The organism is Paenibacillus albicereus (genome assembly GCF_012676905.1).
In the GTDB taxonomy this organism is placed as follows: domain Bacteria; phylum Bacillota; class Bacilli; order Paenibacillales; family Paenibacillaceae; genus Paenibacillus_O; species Paenibacillus_O albicereus.
In genome coordinates, this window is the sequence record NZ_CP051428.1 from 1,723,454 (window position 1) to 1,745,961 (window position 22,508).

A 22,508-nucleotide genomic window follows, 5' to 3' on the forward strand; every position below is an offset into this window, starting at 1 on the left:
AGGCGGAATGAACGAATGCGAGTGATGACCGTGCTCGGCACGCGGCCGGAAATCATCCGGCTCAGCCTCATCATCGGCAAGCTCGACCGGCTGGCGGACCGGCACATCCTCGTGCACACGGGACAGAACTACACCGATTCGCTGAACGACGTGTTCTTCCGCGAGATGGGAGTGCGCCGCCCCGACCATGTGATGAAGGGCGGCAGCTCGACGCTCGGCGGCCAGCTGGCCGGCATGTTCGGCGAGATGGAGCGGCTGCTGCGCGAGGAGCGGCCCGACGTCGTGCTGCTGCTCGGCGATACGAACAGCGCGCTGTGCGCGATCCTGGCGGAGCGGATGGGCATCCCGGTCGTCCACATGGAGGCCGGCAACCGCTGCTACGACCTGACCGTGCCGGAGGAGAAGAACCGCCGCATCATCGACGCCGTGTCGACGATCAATATGCCGTATACCGAGTACAGCAAGCAGAACCTGCTGCGCGAGGGATTTCCGGCCAACCGCATCATCCGCACCGGCAATCCGATCGGCGAGGTGATGGCGCATTACAAGGACCGCATCGACGCGAGCGGCGTGCTGCAGCGGCTCGGCCTGCAGGAGCGGGACTACGTGCTCGTCACGACGCACCGCGCCGAGAACGTCGACGTGCCGGCCCATCTGGACGGCATCCTCGGCGGCTTGAACCGCATCGCGGAGCGGCACGGCAAGCGGATCATCTGCAGCATCCACCCGCGCACCCGCTCGCGCATCGACGCCGGCGGCACGGCGGTGCGGCCGCATCCGCTGGTCGAGTTCCATGAGCCGTTCGGCTTCTTCGACTTCGTGCGGCTGGAGCGGGACGCCTGGTGCGCGGTCAGCGACAGCGGCACGGTGCAGGAGGAGTGCTGCCTGCTCGGCGTGCCGACGGTGACGATCCGGAGCACGACCGAGCGCCCCGAGACGGTCGATTGCGGCAGCAATGTCGTGAGCGGCCTGCGGGCGGACCGGATCGCGGACGCCGTCGACGTGATGACGGCGCTCCCGGCGGGATGGAGCATCCCGGCGGGGTACGAGGCGCTGGACGTTTCGGACATCGTAGTGAAATATGTGCTTGGAGGGAAATGGAATGTTTGAACACTCTCGCATCCTCGTCACCGGTGGAACCGGCTCCTGGGGGTATGAGCTGATCCGGCAGCTGCTGCCGCAAAATCCGAAGGAAATCATCGTCTTCTCCCGCAGCGAATCGGCGCAGGTGACGATGAGCCGCACGTTCGAGGATGCGCGGCTGACGTTCCGCATCGGCGACATCCGCGACCTGGAGGCGCTGACGAAGGCGACGCAGGGCGTCGACTACGTGTTCCACCTCGCCGCGCTCAAGCATGTGCCGGTGTGCGAGGAGCATCCGTACGAGGCGCTCAAGACGAACGTGCTCGGCACGCAGAACGTCATCGAAGCCGCCAACCTGAACAAGGTGAAGCGCGTCATCTATATCTCCACCGACAAGGCGGCCAATCCGTCGAACTTCTACGGCATGACCAAGGCGATCGGCGAGAAGCTGATCGTGTACGCGAACCTCGTCAGCACGGACACGAAGTTCGTCTGCGTGCGCGGCGGCAACGTGCTCGGCACGAACGGCAGCGTCATCCATCTGTTCACGAACCAGATCAAGACGAAAGGCCAGGTGCGCCTGACGGACCGCGGCATGACGCGCTTCTTCCTGACGCTGCATGACGCGATCAGCCTGCTGTTCAAGGCGTCGGAGGAAAGCCTCGGCGGCGAAATCTTCGTCATGACGATGCCGACCTGCCGCATCGAGGATCTGGCCGAGGTGCTCATGGAGGACATCGGCGTGCAGGCCGAGGTCGTCGAGACGGGCATCCGCCCCGGCGAGAAGCTGCATGAGATCCTGCTGACCGAGTTCGAGAGCAAGAGCACGGTCATCTACGACAAGGAATACCTGGTCATCCTGCCGCCGCTCGACATCCCGGGGCTCAAGGAGCAGTACAGCACGTATGACGCGGTCGACTTCGACAGCTTCTGCTCGAGCGAGAACCTGATGGACAAAGAGCAGATCCGCGACATGCTGAGGAGGGGCGGGTTCCTGCAATGAGGCTGCTCGTCCTCGGAGGCGGCGGCATGGCCGGCTCCATGATGGTCGATTACTTCCGCGGCCGGGACGGGTTCGAGCTCAGCTGGACGACGCGCGGCGGCGGGGACGGGTCCCTGCCGCTCGACGCCTCCGACCTGGAGGCGGTGCGGCGGACGGTGGCGGCGGTCCGTCCCGAGCTGATCGTCAACTGCATCGGCAAGCTCAACGCCGACGCCGAGGCGCATCCGCTGGAGGCGTACACGGTCAACGGCCTGCTGCCGCACTGGCTGGCGTTCGCCGCCGGCGAGATCGGCGCGCGGCTCATCCACGTCAGCTCCGACTGCGTCTTCCTCGGCGACCGCGGCGGCTATACGGAGCTCGACCAGCCGGACGGCACGACCGTCTACGCCCGCTCCAAGGCGCTCGGCGAGGTGCGCGATCCTCGGCATCTGACGATCCGCACGTCGATCATCGGTCCCGACGCCAGCCCCAAGGGCATCGGCCTGCTGCGCTGGTTCCTTGCCCAGACGGGAGAGGTGTCCGGCTACAGCCGCGTCTACTGGAACGGCGTCACGACGCTGGAGCTGGCCAAGGCGGTCGAGCATGCGGCCGCGCGTCCGGAGATCGGCGGGCTCGTGCATCTGCTGGCGGCGGCTCCGGCGAGCAAGCGGGAAATGCTGGAATGGTTCAAGGAGGCGTACGGCCGCGGCGACGTCACGGTCGTACCGGCGGCGGAGCCGGAGATCGACCGCACGCTGAGCGCGGTGCGGACCGATTGGGACTACCTGGCGCCGAGCATTCCGGACATGGTCCGCGAGCTGGCGGCATGGGAGCGCCGCCGGGGCTGAGCGGCCGGGCCGCCGCCCGGTCTTGGCGGCGGGCAGCGGCAGACAAGCGAGGCGCAAGGCGGCGGGCAGCGGCAGGCAGGCGAGGCGCAAGGCGGCGGGCAGCGGCAGGCAAGCCGGGCGCAAGGCGGCCCCTGCCGCTGGCCCCCCGCCGCTTGGCTGGACCGGCGGAGGGTTGGACCGGCTTCGGCGTATGGCCGCAGCCGGTTTTTGCCTTGATGCTTTTTTGGAGAGGGGAAGCATGTTTTCGCCGTTTCCTGCATGGTTATGTAAACGTCGGTTGATTCGCGGTTCTGGAGCAGGCTGTCGCTGAGGGAAATGCCCAGGCCGGTAGGGAGGAAGCCAGGATGGATGAGAACGGAGCAGTCGAGCGGGATGGAGCGGACCGGCTCGGATGCGATTTTGAAAGGAGCGAGAAAGGCGAGCCGTTCGGCGAAGAGGTGGAGTCTGGCCGAAAGCGGCTGCTCGTCACCGGCGCGGGCGGGTTTTGCGGCTCCCATGCCGTGCGGCATTTCGCGCAGGCGGGCTGGGAGGTCATCGCCGGCACGCGTCCGGGATCGCCGCCGTTCTGGGCCGATCCGGCGCGGCGTCCGGAGTGGTTCGCTCCCTCCGGCGGCGAACCGGAGTGGCTGTCCGTCGTGGCGGTCGAAGCGCTCGACCTGTCGGAGCAGGGGACGGCCAGCCTGGCCGGGCTGCTGCGGCGGACGCGTCCGGACGCCGTCCTGCATCTCGCCGGGCTCAACGCCGCGGGGCCTTCGTGGACCGATCCCTTCGCATATATGGACACGAACCTGATGGGCACCGTCCGGCTGCTCGAAGCGATCCGCGCCAGCGGCCATCCCTGCCGGATCGTCGTGGCCGGCTCGATGCTGAGCGGGCCGGCGGACGGCCCGCTGCCCGCGAAGCCGCTCCACCCGTACGCGCTGAGCAAAGGCATGCAGGCTCAAGCGGCTCTCGCCTGGCACGCGCTCTACGGACTCGACGCGCTCGTCGCCGTTCCGTCGAACCTCGTCGGTCCCGGCCCTTCCGCCGGGCTGAGCCGGCTGCTCGCCCGCTACGCCGCCGCTTGCGAGCACGCTGCGGCCTCGCAGAAGTGCGGATCGGCGACAGCCGACTCGTCCGCCGACTCGTCCGCAAGTGCTCCGAACGTGGAAGCCGAGTCGTCCACGCCGCCGCTCTTCCGCCTTTCCTCGGCTGCCGAAACGCGTGATTTTCTCGACGTGCGCGACGCCATGCGCGGGTACGAGACGCTGCTGGAGCGGGGAGCCGCCGGAAGCAGCTATGCCATGGCGAGCGGCGTCATGACGCCGCTCGGGCAGCTCGCCGAGCTGTACCGCGAGCTGGCCCATGTGCCGCTGCCGATGGACATCGGCGGCAGCCTCGCCGCTTCGCCGGACCCGGCCGACGCCTCCGCGCTGCGCGCGCTCGGCTGGTCGCCGCGAATTCCGCTTCGCGAGTCCGCGCGCGATACGCTGGAGGATAGCCGCGCGGCCGGCCGCTCCTGAAGCGGATGGCTCGGCAGCGCTGCCTGAACTCCGTCGGTTACGAAGGTGTCCACATTCTTGACAGAGGTCCAGATCATGCGTTGAAGGGGTCCGGACTACCTTCGTGCGGCATGCGGGAAAGTGGATCATGCGTTGAAGGGGTCCGGACTACCTTCATGCGGCATGTGGGAGAGTGGATCGTAGGTTGAAGGGGTCCGGACTACCTTCATGCGGCATGCGGGGGAGTGGACCGTGAGCTGAAGGGGTCCGGACTACCTTCATGCGGCATGTGGGAAAGTGGAACATGCGTTGAAGGGGTCCGGACTACCTTCATGCGGCATGTGGGAGAGTGGATCGTAGGTTGAAGGGGTCCGGACTACCTTCATGCGGCGTATGGTAGAGTAGACCGTGGGTTGAAGGGGTTCGGACTACCTTCATGCGGCATGTGGGAGAGTGGATCATGCGTTGAAGGGGTCCGGACTGCCTTCATGCGTCGAGAGGAAACCGAGTCGGGTCCAACCTTCCAAGGCACAAAACTGCCTTGAAACAAAAGACCAGGTCAAATCAAAACATCCAAGGCATAAATCTGCCTTGGATGCTTGCTTTCAAACCGGCTCCGCGCCAGCCGCTCCCGCCTCCGGATTGCTTGGAGGCTTCTTCTCCTTGGACAGGAACCAGCCGCCGAGCGCGATCAGGATCAGGACGCCCCAGAACACGATTTTCCAGCCGGCGCTTTTGGGGAACTTCTCGGACAGCACGCCGACGTCGGGATGGGACAGCGTATACACGGCCAGCTTGATGCCGACCCAGCCGACGATGGCGAACGCCGCGGTCTCGAGGCCGGGCCTGCGCTCCAGCAGCCGGCCGAAGTACGTAGCCGCGAAACGCATGATGACGAGGCCGATGATGCCGCCTGCGAGGATGACGCCGAACTGGCCGCCATCGAGGCCGCCGATGCGGGGCAGCGTGGTCGCTGGCAGCGTGATCGCCAGCGCCACCGCGGCGAGGATGGCGTCGATCGCGAACGCGATGTCCGCCAGCTCGACCTTGAGCACGGTCACCCAGAAATTCTCCTGCTTCTTCTCGGCTTCCTTCTTGTGCTGCTTCTGCTTGACGAACAGCCGCTTGGCCATGTGGCTGATCGAGATGTACAGCAGGTACGCGGCCCCGATCGCCTGCACGTACCAGACGTCGGCGAGGAACGAGATGAGGAACAGCGAGGCGAAGCGGAAGACGAAGGCACCAGCCAGGCCGTAGAAAAGCGCCTTCTTGCGCTGCTTTTCCGGAAGATGCTTGACCATGATGGAGATGACCAGCGCGTTGTCCGCGGCGAGGATGCCTTCGAGGCCGATCAGCACCACGAGCACCCACAGATATTCGAGTAGCACAGCCGAGCTCATGCGTGCAGCTCCTTCCGCCGCGCGCGATGCGCAGCTTTTTCCGTTACCTTTCTCCATGCAGGGACTTCTTATGCGAAGGATTGCCCGGGAAATGATTCTCGACTGGCGGCAAAGGGATTGAAATCCGCTTCGTTCCGGTCCATAATCGGGATACTTGACCGCGCACGGAGGGCTCGTCACATGTTGAATCCGCTTACGAGGCTGAGCGTCAGGCTGCAGCTCATCCTGCTCTTCCTCTTCATGGCGCTGCCGATCCTAGGGCTGTTCGCCTATGGCAACATGAAGGCCGAAACGATCATGAAGGACAACGTCACCGGCGCCTACGCCGAGCTCAACAAGCAGAACCTGCTCATGATCAACAAGGAAATGGATGGCATCAACCGCATCACGACGACGATCATTCAAAATCCGGTGACGCAGCGCATCGTGCCGGGAAGGCGGGAGCCGGTTCTCGACCGGGTCAAGAAGTACGCCGAGATGGACAAGCTGCTGCGCGCCTACTCCACCGGCACGGACGGCGAGACTCCGGTCTACTACTCCCTCTATGTCTACGATCCGACGGATGAATTCTATTTCGCTCCTTCCATCCAGATGACGAACAACGGCGTCTATTTCCTGACGAGCCGGACGAAGCCGGCTTGGTTCGAGAAGGCGGTGCGCCTCAAAGGCGTCGGCTTCGTCGAGATGACCGCGACCAATACCGCGTTCGACAAGAGCCCGACGCTCGCCTACATCCGCGCCGTCAACAACATCGGCGAGGGCAGCGGCGTCATCGGCGTGCTCGTCGCCTACCAGCTGGAGCACAAGATCGCCGACACGATGCGCTCGGTCAATCTGCCGGGAGGCGACATCAGCCTCGTCGACGAGGCCGGCACGGTCATGAGCAGCACGCTGCCGGACCGCCTCGGCACGCGGCTGGAGCTCCCGGCCGTACTGGCCGAGCGGGTGGCGCAGGCCCGCTCCGACCTTCCCTTCCATCTCATCGAAGGGGACTGGATCTACGTGGCGAGCGGCAAGAACAGCCTCCATCTGCGCCTCATCTACGAGATCCCCGTGCAGGCGATGCTGCAGCAGCAGAGCGAGCTCAAGAACGTCATCCTGCTCATCTCCGCCGTCTATGTCGCCGTCGGCTGCATCGTCATGATCTACTTCTGGCGCTCGCTCATGACGCCGCTGCAGCGGCTGTCGCTGTTCGTCCGCAAGTACGAGCCGGGCAAGCTGGTGCCGGAGACGCCGGGCCAGTCGCGGCGAGACGAGGTCGGCGTGCTCATCTCCGCGGTGTACGGGATGGCTCGGCGGCTCAACAGCCTGATCGCCGACAAGTACCAGGCGGACATCCGGCAGAAGGAAGCGCAGCTGCAGATCCTGTACCACCAGATCAACCCGCATCTGCTGTACAACACGCTGGAGAGCATCTACTGGAAAAGCTCGCTCGAAGGCCATTCCGAATCCGCGGAAATGATCAAAGACCTGTCCAAGCTGATGAAAATCAGCCTGAGCCGAGGGCGCGAGCTGATTACGCTCGCGGAGGAGAGCGAGCATGCGGCCGCTTACGTGGCGCTGCAGCGCCGGCGCTACGAGGCGGAGCTGCGCGTGCTCTGGGACATCCCGGAAGAGCTCGGGGCGGCGCTCATCCCCAAGATCACGCTGCAGCCGCTGATCGAGAACGCGATCATCCATGGCATCAAGCACATGGGAGAGGACGGCGAGATCGTCGTCGCGGCGAGAGCGGCCGAAGGGGGCGACCTGCTCGTGACCGTCGGCGACAACGGCTACAAGTCGGTCGACTACGCCGCCATCCAGCGCTGGCTGGCCGAGCCGGACCGCTCGCCGTCGATCGGCTACGGCATCCGCAACATCGACCAGCGCATCCGGCTCCAGTTCGGTCCAAGATACGGACTGGGCATCGGCCCGAGGGAGGGCGGAGGCACCGAGGTGAGGCTGCTGCTGCCGCTGCTGGACGACGCCTCCAACCCAGGACAACCGAGAGGAGAATGACGATGCACCGCATCCTGATCGTGGACGACGAGCCGCTCATCGGCAAAGGACTGTCGAGCCTGCTGGCCGGAGCCGGACTCGGCATCGAGGACATCCATACCGCCAGCAACGGCTTCGAGGCGCTCGACTACCTCCGCTTGGAGGAGGTCGACCTCATGATTACCGACATCGGCATGCCGGGAATGAACGGCATCGAGCTGATGCATCAAGCCCGCCTCATCAAGCCGTGGGTGCAGACGATCGTCGTCTCCGCGCATGAGACGTTCCACTACGCGCAGATGGCGATGCGCCTCGGCGCGCGCGACTATCTCATCAAGCCGCTGGACGCGGCGCAGCTGCTCGACAGCGTGCGCAACGCGCTGCTGCAGGCGGAGCGCCCGGCGGCAAGCGAGCCGGACTACGCGGCGAGCCTAGGCGGCCGGTTCGCGCTGCAAGCGCCGGGCGGCGAGCCGCGCCGGGCGCTCGAGCGGCTGCTCGCCCAGCCGTCCGCCTCCACGGAGCAGGCCGGAGAGCTGGCCGCCGCCGCCGGACTGCGGGATACGGGACCTTATTTCGCGGTCATCCGCATCCTTCCGGAGTTCGACGCCCGCCCGGATCTGTCGCCGAAGGACAAGGACCTGCTCGCCTACGCCGTCATGAACCTGTCCACGGAGCTGCTCGGCAAGGACTGGAATCCGGTCCCGATCGCGCTGCCGGACGGCGAGGTCGGACTCATCATCGGCTGGAGCGAGGAGCGCTACGACGACTCGACGGTCAGCAAGATCAACCAGCTCGACATGATCGGCCGCAGCCTGCATCATCATGCCGACTCGTTCCTGCGGCTGCCGGCGCTCGTCGGCATCAGCCAGATCGCACGCGGGCCGGAATTCCTCCATCTGCTGGCGGATCAGGCGAGGCGGGCGCTGGAGTGGCGGCACCGGCATCCGGGGCAAAAGGTGTTCTATTATGGAGACTTCAGCTGGAGCGCGGCGGAGGGCGGGGCGGCGGAGCAGCCCGGCGAGGAGGAGGCTTCCGCCCAGACGAACCGGATCGTGGAGCGCTCCCTGCGGTACATCGAGGAGAACTACGCGCAGAAGGGGCTGACGCTGCACGAGGTGTCCCAGCGCGGGCATGTCAGTCCCAACTATCTCAGCTATCTGTTCAAGAAGAACACCGGCTACAACCTGTGGGAATACGTCATCAAGCTGCGGATGGAGGAAGGCCGCCGGCTGCTGCTGACGACCGACCTGAGGCGCTACGAGGTGGCGGAGCGGGTCGGCTACGAATCGCCGGAGCATTTCAGCAAGATCTTCAAGAAGTACTACGGCTACAGCCCGAGCGAGCTCAAGAAAGAAAGCCAGGGCAAGTAAGGCCGCACCCGGTGAAAAGGGGAGCTTCCCATGCGCAAGCCGACTGCACTCGTCAGCTGCCTGATGGCGATGGCGCTGCTGCTGGCCGCCTGCTTCGGCGGCGAGGTCCGCTCCGGCGATGCCGGAGCGGGCGACCAAGGAAGGACGGAGGCGGACGGACCGTCCGCGAGCCAGGGCGGCGCCGCGGCGCCGGCCGCGGAGGACATTCGGGACAAGAAGATCGCGATCAGCATCTACTATCCGCTGCCGGATCAAGTGGAGAAGCGCAAGGCCGAGGATGACAAGATCGCGCGCTTTCAGCAGGACTATCCGAACGTCACGATTACCAAAAGCGACTGGCACTACAATGTCGACGAAATCGGCGTGAAGATGGCGGCCAACGAGGCGCCGACGTTCTTCAACTCGTTCGCGACCGAAGCGGGCTTCCTCGTGCAGCGCGGCTGGGCGGCGGACATTACCGAGCTGTGGAACGGCTATGAGCGCAAAAACGACATCAATCCGACGCTGCAGAGCCAGTTCGTCCAGGACGGGAGGGTATACGGCGTCGTGCAGAACGGATATGTGACCTCGACGGTCGTGAACAAGAAGCTGCTCGCGTCCAGGCATGTCCCGGCTCCGTCGTACGACTGGACCTGGGACGACATGCTGAGCGCCGCCAAAGGCGTCGCCGATCCGCAACAAGGCGTCGCGGGCATCTCGCCGATGGGCAAGGGCAATGAGTCCGGGTGGAACTGGACCAACTTCCTGTTCGAAGCGGGCGGCGACATCCAGAAGGCGGATGGGGGCAAGGTGACGGCCGCCTTCCACTCCGACGCAGCCGTGAAGGCGCTGCAGTTCTACCAGAAGCTGCGCTGGGAAGCGAACGCCATCTCGAAGGACTGGGCGCTCGGCTGGGACGACGCGGTCGGCGCGTTCGCGCAGGGACGAACCGCGATGGTCATCGCCGGCGCGGAGGGCGTGCTCGACCAGGCGCTCAACCAGGGCGGGCTCAAGCCGGGCGACGTGGCCACCTACCCGATGCCGGCGGCCCAGCCCGGAGGCAAGCATACGGGCGTCATGGGCGGCGACTATCTGGTCATCAACCCCAACGCCAGCAAGGACGAGCAGGAGATGGCGTTCCGCTACATCACGTTCGACTATTTCTCCGACAACTATCTGACCGCCGTCGAGAAGGACATCCAGGCGCGCCGGGCGGAAGGCAAGTACTACATTCCTCCGCAGATGAGCTACTACAAGAACGATTCCGAATACGGCCGGAAGCTCAAGTCGATCTACGACAACTACGACAACGTGTACAAGTACGATCCGGAGTCGACGAAGCGGATGGATGGCAAGCCGGAAGCCCAGTACAACACGCAGGAATACTACGGCGCGATGACCGGCATCATCCAGGAGGTGTTCTCCCAAAAGGACGTCGACCTGAAGGCGAAGCTGGACGAGGCGGCCGCGATGATGCAGGCCAAGTATTACGACGCCATCCAGGCGCGATGAGGAACAGCCGGAGCGGCCAGGCGCAGCTCCGGTTTTTCAGTGCGCCCGGGAAGCACATGGAATCTTCATTTGTCTCTTTTGAAAGAAACCTATATACTAAAGGAAAATCTTTAGAAATGTAGAGATGGAGGCTGCTTCCATGATTACCCACTATGACCACATCATGCTTCCGACGGTATCTCGACAAGGCGTCCGCGAATTTTACGTGAATCGCTTGGGCTTCGAAATCGATCATGAAACGGACGAAGAGATTTCCCTGCGGGCCGGCAGCCATTGCCGGCTGACGTTTAAAGAGGCGTTTGAGGCCATCTCGCCTGTCCATATCGCATTCGAGGTTCCTTACGGGCTATTGGATTCGATTGTCGGGCAAGCCGATCAAAAAGCCGTTCCGTTTCTCCATGGGATGGATGGAAACGTCATCGAGGATTTCGGCACAGGAAAAAATGCGTATTTCCGGGATGGCGACGGCCATCTGCTGGAGATCATCGCCCATCCGTCGAATGAAGGAGAATCGGCGGCAACAGGCTCTTGGATGCCGGTGCTGTATGTTCGGGAAGTCGGCTTCCCTGTCCCTTCCGTAGCGGACTTTCGGGAAAAGCTCGTCCAGCTGCTGGAGTTCAGGCTGGAACAAGCCTCGGAACAGTTTACGTTCGCAATCGGAGGGACGGCTCACGCGGTCGTCGTCTCCGACCAGCGCCGCTGGTTTCCGATCGATATGATTGCATTGCCGCATCGAGCCTCCGTTTCTCTCGCTGCGGAACGTCCTTCGGACTGGGCGGCGATCCGTTCCCGGCTGACGGCAGCCGGAATTCCTTTTCAGGATGTGGAGGAGCAAGGCGGCAGCTTCGAGCTCGAAGGCTATCGGTTCCATATTGCTCCTAAGCCTGCCGGATAGGACGTCATGGTCCGGGAACGGCCGAATCCGCATCGACAGAGCGGCCCTCATCGGGGATAATGAAGGGAGGCTTGCCGTTCCGGCTCGCGAGAGGACGTCCTCCCGTCGGCCGACGGCCCGAATCAATCACCGATAAGAGAGGGAAGTCATGGAATCGCTGCGCATTTTCTTTGCTACGCCCGCTGTCCGCAGGATCGTCGTCCTGCTGCTGCTCGTCGGGCTGCTCTACAGCCTGCGGCATATGCTCAATCTGATCCTACTGCTGTTCCTCGTCACGTATGTGATGAACCGGCTGCAAGGACTCGTCACCCGATGGATCAACAGGGCCGTGCCCGTCCATCCGATCGTCGTCGCGGTGCTGCTGTACGTGCTGCTGCTCTCCGGCCTCGCATGGGGCATCTCCAACTATGTGCCGCAGCTCGTCACCCAGGGCCGGGACATGATCAATACGATCATCCGCTTCCTCAACTCCACCGAGGGCAACGACATCTCGAAGCGCCTGTCGGAGGAGCTGGAGAAGATCGACTACAAGACGTATGTCGACCAGGCGTTCCTGTATCTCGGCAAGATCGGCAAGATGCTGGAGCTCGTGCTGATCGTCATCCTGCTCAGCTTCTTCTTCCTGCTGCAAAAGGCCAAGATCCGCGCGTTCACGCAAAAGTTCCAGAAGAGCAAGATCGGCTGGGTCTACGACGAGATCGCCTATTTCTCCGAGCGCTTCGTCTCCTCGTTCGGCAAGGTCATCGAGGTCCAGCTCGTCATCGCCCTGTTCAACACCGTGTTCACGATGCTCGGCCTCTGGATCATGGGCTATCCGTACCTGTTCGCGCTGACGATCATCGTGTTCCTGCTGAGCCTCGTTCCGGTGGCGGGCGTCATCATCTCGTTCGTGCCGATCAGCATCATCGGCTACCAGGCGGGAGGCATCACGCTCGTGTTCTGGGTCATCGTCATGATCCTGCTCATCCACGCGCTGGAGGCGTACGTCCTCAATCCGAGGCTGATGGCGTCCAAGACGAAGCTGCCGATGTTCTATACGTTCGTCATCCTCGTTTTCTCGCAGCATTACTTCGGCATCTGGGGGCTCATCATCGGCATCCCGGTCTTCATGTTCGTGCTGGATATCCTGCATGTTCCGCTTGGGGAGGAGAAGAACAAAGAAGCGTGACGGTCGGAACAAGCGGCTTCTCGCAAGCTCGGCCGATTGGAATGGAAAGCCTGTCCGACTTCGTTCGGATGGGCTTTTTTTCGACGTTTAGATCAAGAGAGGAAAGGAAATCAAGAGGCAGGACTGCATTCGGCGGGGGAAATATCTTATCGCAAAAGGGGGAGATTTTTCCTCCTTTATTTCATTTTTCGCAATCTTTTGATACTTTCCCACTTTTTCTGATAGATACGCGCTGACTCTAGGAATAGGGAAGGAAATGGCAGAAAAAGATGCGAAAATGAACCTCGTAATCAGCTCGAGAGACAAGGGAGGGACAGGCACGGGCAAAGCGTAGATAGGCAAGTCGCGAATTCATTCTTCCCCCAATCTTCCGCAGAGGTGATCGAGGTTGAACAGACGATGGAAACAGAACGTTGCCGCAAAGCTAGCCTCTCTTTTATGCTTGACCTTGCTCGCAGGGCTCATCTCCCTGCCGGCATCCGCAACCGCGGCGGAAGGCCCGCCTCCGCCGCCGACGAATCTGCAGGTGTCGGAAATTACAGGACGGACCGCCATGCTGACCTGGGATCTCAACGACCGGCATGACCCGGACAAAGGCTATGACATCTATGTCACGAAGGACAAGACAAGGCCGGACGGCAGCTTCGGCTACCAAGGCTGGTTCGCAGCTCCGCCGGTCAAGCTCGGCGGACTGGAGCCGCAGACGGAGTACACGTTCTACATCCGTCAGGCAAGCGTTTCCGGCTCCAGCGTGCCGAGCGAGCGGATCACCTTCACGACGGCAGCCGATACGGCGACCGCTCCGCCTGCTCCGCTCAAAAAGCCCCATCAGCCGAGAGTGACGGAAGTCACGTACGAGTCGCTGACGGTTAAGTTTGAAAACGTTCCCGGAGCGGACGGATATGACGTCTACAGCCGTACGAGCTGGCTGGGAGGCATCTGGAACGGCTCCGGCACCTACAAGCTGGACGCCTCGACGCTGACGGTCGGGCAAGAAGTCTATTTGCAGGTCGCCGCGCAGGATTCGACGAAAGCTCGGCCGAACTCGCCGAAAAGCGATCCGGTTCGATTGATCTGGGGCCAGCTGGACGCTCCGAAGGACGTGCAGGTCGTCACGGCGACGAAGTCCGAGGTCACGCTTGGATGGGCGACCGTTACAGGCGCGACGTATTATGAAATTTACGAAGGCGGCAACCTTCTCGGCACCTCGGCGGAGCCGCGCTATCTGGCGACGGGGCTGAAGACGAGCCAGCCGTACTCCTTCACGGTCGTGGCCAAAAATGATCTGTGGACTTCTCCGACGAGCGCGCAAGTCAAGGCGACGCCGGGCCACAACTACAATCTCGTCTACTACTATGCTTCGTGGGCTCGCGGCGAAAGCGGCCGCAACTTCCAGCCATCCGACATCGACACGAGCCAGCTGACGCATATCAATTACGCGTTCGCGGACGTCTGCTGGGGCGGATACGGCGAAAGCGGCAGGGAATGCCGGAATCCGGAAATCGCCGACCAATCCGGCTATGTGTTCGACGGCAGCATGGTGCTCGGCGCGCCGGCCGACGACATGCCGAACTTCGCCGAACTCAGGACGATGAAGCAGCAGAACCCGGACTTCAAGCTGATGGTTTCCGCCGGCGGCTGGAGCTGGTCCAAGTATTTCTCCAAGCTCGCCGCTACGGAAGAGACCCGTCTGACGTTCGCTCAAACCGCGCTGCAATACCTGCGCAGCTACGGCTTCGACGGACTCGACATCGACTGGGAATACCCGGTCGAGGGCGGGGAGGACGACAACTACCGCAGCCCGGATGATCCCCAGAACTTCACGCTGCTCATGAAGACGCTGCGCGAGACGCTGGACGCCGCCGGGCAGAAGGACGGCAAGTACTATCTGCTGACCATCGCCTCGGGACAAGGCGACAACTTCACGCGCAACGCCGACTTCACGAATTCCGTGCGCTACCTCGACTTCGTCAACATCATGGCCTACGACTACAGCGGCGGCTGGCACAGCTCCGCCTACCACAACGCGCCGCTCTACTATGATCCGGCCAACAAGCAATCGACCGCTCCGCGCAACAATGTGGCGGGCGGAATATCCGGACATTTGAACAACGGCGTGCCGAACTACAAGCTCGTCATGGGCGTGCCGTCCTACGGCAACGGCTGGATCGGCTGTGCAGGCGAGTACGGAGCATGCACATCTCCATCCACGGACGGCACATGGGAAGCGGGCAAGTTCGACTTCACCGATCTGGAAGAGAACTACGTAACCAAGTCCACCTACAAGCGGCATTGGAACGACAAGGCCAAAGTGCCTTATCTGTTCAACGAAGAAACAGGCGCATTCATCTCCTATGACGATGAGGAATCCATCACGTACAAGGCGATCCATGTGCGGACGCAAAACCTGGCCGGCATGATGAACTGGGAGATATCCGGCGACCGCAACCGGACGCTGACGACACGGATCTTCGAGGAGCTGCCGATCTACGGCAATCCGAGCCAGGCTCATCCGGAGCCGACGCCGACGCCAACGCCGACGCCGACGCCAACGCCGACGCCTGAGCCAACGTCGACCGCGACGCCGACGCCTGAGCCAACGTCGACCGCGACGCCGACACCTGAGCCAACGTCGACCGCGACGCCGACACCTGAGCCAACGTCGACCACGACACCGACGCCAACGTCGACCACGACACCGACGCCAACGTCGACCGCGACGCCGACGCCAGAGCCAACGTCGACCACGACGCCGACGCCTGAGCCAACGTCGACCACGACGCCGACACCGACGCCAACGTCGACCACGACTCCAGCGCCGCCGATTTACTGGACGCCGACGCCGACGCCGTCGTCTTCGCCGAGCGCAACTCCAGCTCCAAGCGCGACGCCAGCACCGAGCGCGACGCCGTCTCCGACGCCAGCCGTCGAGACGCCTAACGATGCCGTCGGCCACTGGGCACAGAACGACATCGTCAAAGCCATCCAGCTCGGCATCTTCCAGGGCTACCCGGACGGAACGTTCCAGCCGGACGGAAAGACGACCCGAGGCATGCTGGCCGTCATGCTGAGCCGATTGCTATCTCCTCCAAGCGCAGCCGCGCCTGCGACGTTCAAGGACGCCGCGTCCTTCCCGGCCTGGTCGGCCGATGCGATCGCCCAGATCAAGGCGCTCGGCCTGATTCAAGGCTATGAGGACGGGACGTTCCGTCCGAATCGAGAGGTTACGAGAGCGGAGCTGCTGACGCTGCTCGCTCGTGCCGCGGACCTGAAAGCGGCAGCGGCAAGCAAGACCTCCTTCGCGGACGACAGCCTGATTCCGATGTGGGCCAAGCCGGCCGTCCAAGCCGCAGCCGAACATGGCCTGCTGACCGGACGGGACGGCAACAAGTTCGATCCGAACGCCGTCGCGACGCGCGCGGAAACGGCCGCGCTCGTGCTCCGGTTCCTGAGCGAGCTGACGAAATAAGGTCATGAACGGGAAAGGGACGAGGCCTCGACAGGGGCTCTCGTCCTTTTCGCTCTACCAAGCGGGTTCCAGGCGGCGAAGCGGCCGCCTGCCGCCTTTTTTTCCTCCGTGACGCCGATAAATTTCCCCTTGCGCCCGGCTTGCCTTTCCTGCCACTGTGGAAGAGATCGAATCCGCTTGGAACTGCGTCTTTTGAGGGTGTCGCAAGCGGTTCCGGTATGCTAATCTTGTACTAGTCATGCAGCCAGGAGAGGATGGTAGGACGATTTGAAGCTTACATACATACGCCCGGCATTGGCGATCCTGCTGGTCGCCGTCATGGCGCTGGCCGGACGTCCGGCAGCCTTTGCGGCGACGGAGCTCGTCGTCAACGGCGGCTTCGAGACGTCCCAGGACGGATTGCCGCAAGGCTGGACCAAAGACGGCTACAAGCTGGACGAATCCGTGACGTCCTGGACGCTGGAGCAAGGGAGCGGAACCGATCCCGCGCAGTTCGTCCGGGTCGCGAGCCAGCAGCCGAACGACGCCCGCTGGCTGCAGAAGGTCGCGGTCGAGCCGGACACGCTGTACAAGCTCAGCGGCATGATCCGCGCCTCCGGCGTGCCTTCCGGATCGGCAGGGGCGAACCTGTCGGTGCTCGGCGTGCTGGATGCGTCCGCCCCGATCTTCGACACCGCCGGCGCGTGGCAGCCGGTCGAGCTGTACGGACGGACCGGACCCGAGCAAAAGGAGCTCGACATCGCCCTCCGCCTCGGCGGCTACGGCAGCGAGACGACCGGCACCGCGGACTTCGCGGCGGTGTCGCTCGTCGAGGTCGAGGGAGAAGCGGCGGCGAACGCCGTCTCGTTCGATCCGTCGACCGTCGCCGCCGGCTCGGGCGGCGGCTCCTCCGCCGGAGCCGGCGCGCCGGGCTTCCTCATGCCGCTGTCGATCGCGGGCGGCATCGCTTTCGCAGCGGCCATGTACTTGGCCTGGAGCGCGATCTTCGGCCGCAGCGCCTCCGCTGGCCTAGCGGCGGAGCTGCGGCGGCAGCCGGAGCCGGGCCGCTCCGGACGGGCGATCTGGCTCGTGCTCGGAGCCGGCCTGCTGCTGCGGCTGGTGCTCGCGCCGACGATGCAGGGCCATCCCGTCGACTATACCGACTTCAGCCTGTGGGCGCAGCGGGCTTATGAGACGGGACTGAACGGCTTCTTCGAAGACGGCGTGTTCGCGGACTATCCGCCGGGCTACATCTACGTGCTCTGGGTGCTCGGCATGCTCAAGAGCGCGCTGGGGCTCGGCTTCGGGGCAGGGCCGGAGATCCTGCTCGTCAAGCTGCCGGCGCTGCTCGCGGACCTCGCCGCCGGCTGGCTGCTGTACGATCTGGCTCGCGGCCGTTTCGGCACGAGGCTGAGCGCGTTCCTGGCGGCGCTCTACGTCTTCAGCCCGGCCGTCTGGCTCGATTCCGCGCTTTGGGCGCAGGTCGACTCCGTCATGACGCTGCTCGTGCTGCTGGCCGTGCGGGCGCTGACGCAGAGCCGCTACGCTTCTGGCGCGGCCTGGCTCGCCGTCGCCGTGCTCGTCAAGCCGCAGGCGGTGCTGTTCCTGCCGCTGCTGCTGTTCGCCCTGCTTCGCAGCCGCAAGCCGGCCGACTGGCTCAAGGCCGCCGGCGCCGGCATCGGCACCGCGCTGCTGCTGCTCCTGCCGTTCGCGATCGGCAGGGAGCCGAGCTGGATCATCGAGCATTACAAGAACATGTTCGCCTCTTATCCGTACGCGACGCTCAACGCCTTCAACCTGTACGGCCTGCTCGGCTACAACGGGATCGAGACGACCCGCACGTGGCTCGGCCTGGAGCTGTCGACATGGGGCAACCTCGGCGCGCTCGCCGCGCTCGTGGCGATGGGGCTGATCTGTTGGAAAAAAGGCCGCGAAGGACTCTATCTCGCGGCGTTCGCCGGAGCATCTCTCGTCTTCCTGCTGAAAACCGGCATGCATGAGCGGTATCTGTACCCCGCGCTCGCCTTCGCGCTGGCGGCGTTCATCGTCTCCGGCAGCAAGCGGCTGCTCGCGCTGTATGGGGCGCTGACGCTCACCGTGCTCGCGAACACGGCGCCGGTGCTGCGGGATGCGATCGAGCAGAACTTCTACCGGGCCAACGGCGACGGCCTCATGGTGACGGTCTCGCTGCTCCAGCTGCTCGCCGGAGCGGCGCTCGTCCATCTGGTCGTCCAGCTCGTCCGCGGCCGCGCCTACGGCTCGCTGGCGCTGGCCGCCGGCGGCGCGTGGAAGCTGCCGGAAGCGCCTGCGCAGCCATCCGGACCTTCCGGTGCGGCTTCCGGATCGAGGCAAGAGCAGCCGGCCGGACCTGAGCCGTACGAGGATTCGTCCCGCGTATCCAGGCGCAAGGAATGGCTCCCGATCGCGGGCCTGGTCGCGGTCTACGCCGTCATGATGTTCTGGCAGCTCGGCGACGCCAAGGCGCCGTCGACGCCTTGGACGCCGACGCAGGAGAGCCAGGAAGTGACCGTGCAGCTGCAGGGAGGGCCGCAGCCGGCCGACCATGTCATGCTGTATGCCGGCATCGGCAGCGGCACGGTGCAGGTCTCCCTGTCGGCGGACGGCACGACGTTCGGCGCCCCGGCGGAGCAGAAGGTCGACGGCGGCACGGTGTTCCAGTGGAAGTCGATCGGAGTCGGCGGCCAGACGATCCAGGCGGTGCGCATCACCGGCACGCCGGGCGTCGTCCTGTACGAAGCCGGGGTCATCGACGCCGAAGGCCGCTCGATGCCGCTGGCGGACACGGGCGGATCGCCGCTGTTCGACGAACCTTCGCTCGTGCCGGCGCAGCCTTCGTACAAGAACAGCATGTATTTTGACGAAATCTATCACGCGCGCACGGCGTTCGAGCATCTGCACCGGATCGAGCCGTACGAGACGACGCATCCGCCGCTCGGCAAGGTCATCATTATGGCGGGCGTCTCGATCTTCGGCATGAATCCGTTCGGCTGGCGGGTGATGGGCGGACTGGCGGGCCTGCTGCTCATCCCGGCGATGTACGTGCTGGCGCGGGGACTGTTCAACTCGCGCAAGGCGGGCCTGCTGGCCGCCTCGCTCATCCTGCTCGACTTCATGCCGCTCGTGCAGTCGCGGATCGGCACGGTCGATACGTATGCCGTCCTGTTCATCATCCTCAGCTACCACTTCATGAACCGGTTCCTGCAGCGCAACGTGCGCGGAGCGAGGCTGGGGCCGGCGCTGCAGGCGTTCGCTCTGTCCGGAGTCTTCTTCGGGCTCGGAGCATCGGTCAAATGGGTCGGCGTCTACTCCGGCGCAGGCCTCGCCGTCCTGTTCTTCGGCTCGATGTACCGGCGTTGGAAAGCCTCGCGCGAGGCGGCCGGAGCGGCGCGCGGATCGGACGAAGCGGCTGCGGAAAGCCGCGTGCCGGCCAAGCTTGTCGGCGCAGGCTTCCTGTTCTTCGTCGCCGTGCCCGCCGTCATCTACGTCCTGACGTACATTCCGTTCCTGCTCGTGCCGGGACCGGGCCACGGCCTGCGCAACGTCGTCGAGTTCCAGAAGTTCATGTACGACTACCATTCCAAGCTCGTCGCGACGCATCCGTTCGCCTCGACCTGGTGGGAATGGCCGATCATCCGCCGGCCGATCTGGTACTACGGCGGCTCCGGCCTCGCTCAAGGCCAGATCTCCAGCATCATGAGCATGGGCAATCCGCTCATCTGGTGGGCCGGCATCCCGTGCGCGATCGCGGCCTTCGCGGCAGCCTGGAAAAGACGCAGCCGCGCCATGCTCGTCATCACGATCGGACTGCTGTCGCAGTACCTGCCGTGGGTCGGCATTCCGCGCCTGACGTTCATCTATCATTACTACGCGACGGTGCCGTTCCTCATCCTGTGCATCGTGTACGTGCTCATCCGCCTGCCGGAAAAGATGGGCCGCAGCTCGGCCAAGCTCGCGACGGGGCTTTATGTCGGCGGCGCGGCCGTGCTGATGGCGATGTTCTATCCGGTGCTGACAGGCCTGACGGTCAGCCGCAGCTATGCGGAGCAATTCCTCAAATGGTTCGGCAGCTGGACGTTCTTCTCCTGACGGGGAAAGGACGAGGCCGACAAGGCAAAAGGACGAAGCGCCTGCCGCTTCGTCCTTTTTTTGCTGCCGCAGAGACGCATGCCTTTCTCGACAAAGCCGCCGTCTTCGCTTATCCTAAACTACGCCTTCGCCCGCGCGCAGCCGCGGCGCGAATGGAATCAGAAAGGAAGGAACTGCCTTGACCAAGCCGCTCGCTACAGCTCTTGTCCTGCTCAGCCTCATCTGGGGCGGTTCGTTCTTCTTCATCAAGCTCCTGCTGGAGGAAGCCGGTCCGTGGATGATCGCCTTCCTCCGCTCGGGCGCCGGCCTCATCGCCATCACCGCCGTCATGCTGGCGCTGCGCCAGCCGTTCTCGCTGCGCTTGCTGCCGTGGCTGCCGATCGCTGTCATGGCGACGTTCAACACGACGGTGCCGTGGGCGCTCATCCCGCTCAGCGAGACGAGGCTGACGAGCAGCGTCGCTTCGGTGCTCAACGCGACGACGCCGCTCTGGACGCTCGTCATCGGGGCGCTCTTCTTCGCCGGCAAGCCGGGTCCGAAGCAGTGGGGAGGCATCCTGATCTCGCTCGTCGGCATTCTCGTCCTGCTCGGCGTCAATCCGGCGACGATCATTTCGGTGGACGGCTTCGGCTTCCTCTGCATGATGGGCGCGACGCTCTGCTACGGCATCGGCTCGCAGCTGTCCAAGCGGCTGAGCGGATTGACGATGTACCAGTCCACCTTCGGCACGCTGCTCGTCGCGACCGTCTCCTGCGGCGCCGTCGCGCTCGCGCGCGATCCGCTGCCGGTCGAGGCGTTCGCATCGGGTCCGTTCCTCGGCGCGATCGTCGGGCTCGGCGTATTCGGCTCCGGCATCGCCTACATCCTGTTCTACTATCTGATTCAAAAAGGAAGTCCGGAGCTCGCCACGATGGTCACCTATCTGGTGCCCGCGACGGCGATCCTATGGGGCTTCCTGCTGCTCGGCGAGGAGCTGTATTGGAATCTGCTTGCCGGCCTGGCTGTCATTCTCGCCGGGGTGTTCCTGGCTACGAGGCCGTCTCGCCCGGCGTCAGCGGCGGCTCGGGGCGGAGGCGACGGGGCTTAACCAGGGCAGCCGGAGTATCCGAAGGCAAGCCCGATCGAGAGCGAGGGAGCGGTTCCGACGTCCGACGGGCGATGGAGCCGCTCTTTTTTTGATGCCATATGGAGGAGAGGGTCGATCCTACGCGCGGAAAAACCGTGCCTAGTGCTCGCAGCCGCCGTGCAAAAAAGGCCTGCGCAAGCGTGCGCAGGCCTTTCGTCTAGCCTTACTGCGACGACAGCTTCACCGGCACCCAGATCTCGGTCACGGCATCCGAATCGGGACCGCCGTCCTCCAGGTACAGCTCCAGCTCCAGACCGCCGGCGTGCTCGTAGCCGGTGGAGGGGAACCACTCCGAATAGATGCGCAGGCTGACGCTCTGCACGGACTCCGGCAGCGGCCCGACCGCCGTGAAGACGGCCCAAGTGGAAGCGGGCACCTCGCGCTCGACGAACTCGGCGCCCTCGTGCTCGAACGGCTCCGGCACGGTACCGGTCGGAGCCTCTACGGCGATCATGTAGCGGAAGCGCTCCGACTCGTCCTTTTCGCCAACGATGCGGAAGTCCGTGCAGGCGCCGATCAGCGGCTGGCCAGGACACAGCTCCAGCACGCGCCCGATGGTGCCGTTCTGCCCGCTTTCCTGCCAGAACTGCGGGATGCGGCGAAAGTTCTCCCCGTTCTCGCAGCTGACGACGATGGAGGCTCCGGCGATCGTGAAGCGATCTCGTTTTTCGATCCGATAGTTCATTTCCTCTTCTCCCTTCAGCGATAGATGGAAGCGCAGCTTCGGGAAGGCGACGAGGCGGCAGCCGGGCTGGCGCGCCATCGTCGGCGTGACGCCATGCGTCTTGCGGAACGCCTTGGCGAACGCCTCGGGCGACTCGTAGCCGTACTTGAGCGCGACGTCGACGACCTTGATCGAGCTCGCCGCCAGCTCCTGGGCCGCTCGCGTCAGCCTGCGCCGCCGCACGTACTCGCCGAGCGGATAGCCGGTCAGAGCATGGAACATGCGCTGAAAGTGGAACGGCGACGAGTAGGCCTCCCGCGCCAGCGCCTCCACGTCGGGGCGTCCGTCCAGCTGCTGCTCGATCCGGTCGAGCGTATCGTTCATTCGGGTCAGCCAATCCAATGCCTTGCGCCTCCTTCCTTGCCGATTGTACCGGGATCCGGCGCTGTCCGCCTGTCTTCTCCTGCT

General features: G+C 64.2%; 14 protein-coding genes. 12 read left to right on the plus strand and 2 right to left on the minus strand.

Going from position 1 to position 22,508, the window contains the following annotated elements; translation table 11 throughout:
- Window positions 1-15: 15 nt before the first annotated feature.
- The 4 genes from wecB (at window position 16) to HGI30_RS07520 (ending at window position 4,415) form a co-directional block, all read left to right on the plus strand.
- On the plus strand, window positions 16-1,110 hold the full coding sequence (wecB, locus tag HGI30_RS07505; protein WP_168907057.1) for a non-hydrolyzing UDP-N-acetylglucosamine 2-epimerase: 1,095 nt from the start codon (window positions 16-18) through the stop codon (window positions 1,108-1,110).
- Complete coding sequence (locus HGI30_RS07510) at window positions 1,103-2,086, plus strand: polysaccharide biosynthesis protein (protein ID WP_168907058.1); 984 nt, start codon at window positions 1,103-1,105, stop codon at window positions 2,084-2,086. Before wecB ends, HGI30_RS07510 begins: the two co-directional genes overlap by 8 nt.
- Complete coding sequence (locus HGI30_RS07515) at window positions 2,083-2,913, plus strand: dTDP-4-dehydrorhamnose reductase family protein (protein ID WP_168907059.1); 831 nt, start codon at window positions 2,083-2,085, stop codon at window positions 2,911-2,913. The genes HGI30_RS07510 and HGI30_RS07515 overlap by 4 nt, the downstream gene beginning before the upstream one ends.
- A gap of 344 nt (window positions 2,914-3,257) precedes the next feature.
- Window positions 3,258-4,415, plus strand: coding sequence for an NAD-dependent epimerase/dehydratase family protein (locus HGI30_RS07520; protein WP_168907060.1), 1,158 nt, complete (start codon window positions 3,258-3,260; stop codon window positions 4,413-4,415).
- Window positions 4,416-4,999: 584 nt separating this feature from the next.
- Here HGI30_RS07520 and HGI30_RS07525 read toward each other — a convergent pair.
- A complete protein-coding gene (locus HGI30_RS07525) occupies window positions 5,000-5,794 on the minus strand; it encodes a TerC family protein (RefSeq protein ID WP_168907061.1) in 795 nt (264 codons plus the stop codon).
- Between the two features lie 180 nt (window positions 5,795-5,974).
- Here HGI30_RS07525 and HGI30_RS07530 point away from each other — a divergent pair, with 180 nt between their 5' ends.
- From HGI30_RS07530 to HGI30_RS07565, 8 genes are all read left to right on the plus strand, one after another.
- Window positions 5,975-7,792 carry a cache domain-containing sensor histidine kinase gene (locus tag HGI30_RS07530; RefSeq protein ID WP_168907062.1) on the plus strand — a complete coding sequence of 606 codons (1,818 nt, stop codon included), beginning with the start codon at window positions 5,975-5,977 and terminating at the stop codon, window positions 7,790-7,792.
- 2 nt (window positions 7,793-7,794) lie between these two features.
- Entirely contained in the window at window positions 7,795-9,141 is a 1,347-nt protein-coding gene (locus HGI30_RS07535; protein ID WP_168907063.1) for a response regulator, read from the plus strand.
- Window positions 9,142-9,171: 30 nt separating this feature from the next.
- Window positions 9,172-10,632, plus strand: a complete 1,461-nt coding sequence (locus HGI30_RS07540; protein WP_168907064.1) for an ABC transporter substrate-binding protein — start codon at window positions 9,172-9,174, stop codon at window positions 10,630-10,632.
- A gap of 139 nt (window positions 10,633-10,771) precedes the next feature.
- Entirely contained in the window at window positions 10,772-11,527 is a 756-nt protein-coding gene (locus HGI30_RS07545; RefSeq protein ID WP_168907065.1) for a VOC family protein, read from the plus strand.
- 148 nt (window positions 11,528-11,675) lie between these two features.
- The gene (locus tag HGI30_RS07550) at window positions 11,676-12,695 is read left to right on the plus strand and encodes an AI-2E family transporter (protein WP_168907066.1); all 1,020 of its coding nucleotides are present in this window, start codon (window positions 11,676-11,678) and stop codon (window positions 12,693-12,695) included.
- Between the two features lie 448 nt (window positions 12,696-13,143).
- Window positions 13,144-16,164: a glycosyl hydrolase family 18 protein gene (locus HGI30_RS07555; protein ID WP_328805279.1), complete on the plus strand. Its 3,021-nt coding sequence runs from the start codon at window positions 13,144-13,146 to the stop codon at window positions 16,162-16,164.
- A gap of 267 nt (window positions 16,165-16,431) precedes the next feature.
- On the plus strand, window positions 16,432-20,250 hold the full coding sequence (locus HGI30_RS07560) for a glycosyltransferase family 39 protein (protein WP_168907068.1): 3,819 nt from the start codon (window positions 16,432-16,434) through the stop codon (window positions 20,248-20,250).
- A gap of 178 nt (window positions 20,251-20,428) precedes the next feature.
- Window positions 20,429-21,337 (plus strand): DMT family transporter, encoded by a 909-nt coding sequence (locus HGI30_RS07565; protein WP_168907069.1) that lies wholly within the window; start codon window positions 20,429-20,431, stop codon window positions 21,335-21,337.
- Between the two features lie 202 nt (window positions 21,338-21,539).
- Here HGI30_RS07565 and HGI30_RS07570 read toward each other — a convergent pair whose 3' ends face one another.
- Entirely contained in the window at window positions 21,540-22,442 is a 903-nt protein-coding gene (locus tag HGI30_RS07570) for an AraC family transcriptional regulator (protein ID WP_168907070.1), read from the minus strand.
- Window positions 22,443-22,508 lie beyond the last annotated feature (66 nt).

Excerpts from the sequence above, each read along its gene's own strand:
- wecB (WP_168907057.1), top strand. The coding sequence starts at position 16 with ATGCGAGTGATGACCGTGCTCGGCACGCGGCCGGAAATCATCCGGCTC.
- HGI30_RS07510 (WP_168907058.1), top strand. The coding sequence starts at position 1,103 with ATGTTTGAACACTCTCGCATCCTCGTCACCGGTGGAACCGGCTCCTGG.
- HGI30_RS07515 (WP_168907059.1), top strand. The coding sequence starts at position 2,083 with ATGAGGCTGCTCGTCCTCGGAGGCGGCGGCATGGCCGGCTCCATGATG.
- HGI30_RS07520 (WP_168907060.1), top strand. The coding sequence starts at position 3,258 with ATGGATGAGAACGGAGCAGTCGAGCGGGATGGAGCGGACCGGCTCGGA.
- HGI30_RS07525 (WP_168907061.1), bottom strand. The coding sequence starts at position 5,794 with ATGAGCTCGGCTGTGCTACTCGAATATCTGTGGGTGCTCGTGGTGCTG.
- HGI30_RS07530 (WP_168907062.1), top strand. The coding sequence starts at position 5,975 with ATGTTGAATCCGCTTACGAGGCTGAGCGTCAGGCTGCAGCTCATCCTG.
- HGI30_RS07535 (WP_168907063.1), top strand. The coding sequence starts at position 7,795 with ATGCACCGCATCCTGATCGTGGACGACGAGCCGCTCATCGGCAAAGGA.
- HGI30_RS07540 (WP_168907064.1), top strand. The coding sequence starts at position 9,172 with ATGCGCAAGCCGACTGCACTCGTCAGCTGCCTGATGGCGATGGCGCTG.
- HGI30_RS07545 (WP_168907065.1), top strand. The coding sequence starts at position 10,772 with ATGATTACCCACTATGACCACATCATGCTTCCGACGGTATCTCGACAA.
- HGI30_RS07550 (WP_168907066.1), top strand. The coding sequence starts at position 11,676 with ATGGAATCGCTGCGCATTTTCTTTGCTACGCCCGCTGTCCGCAGGATC.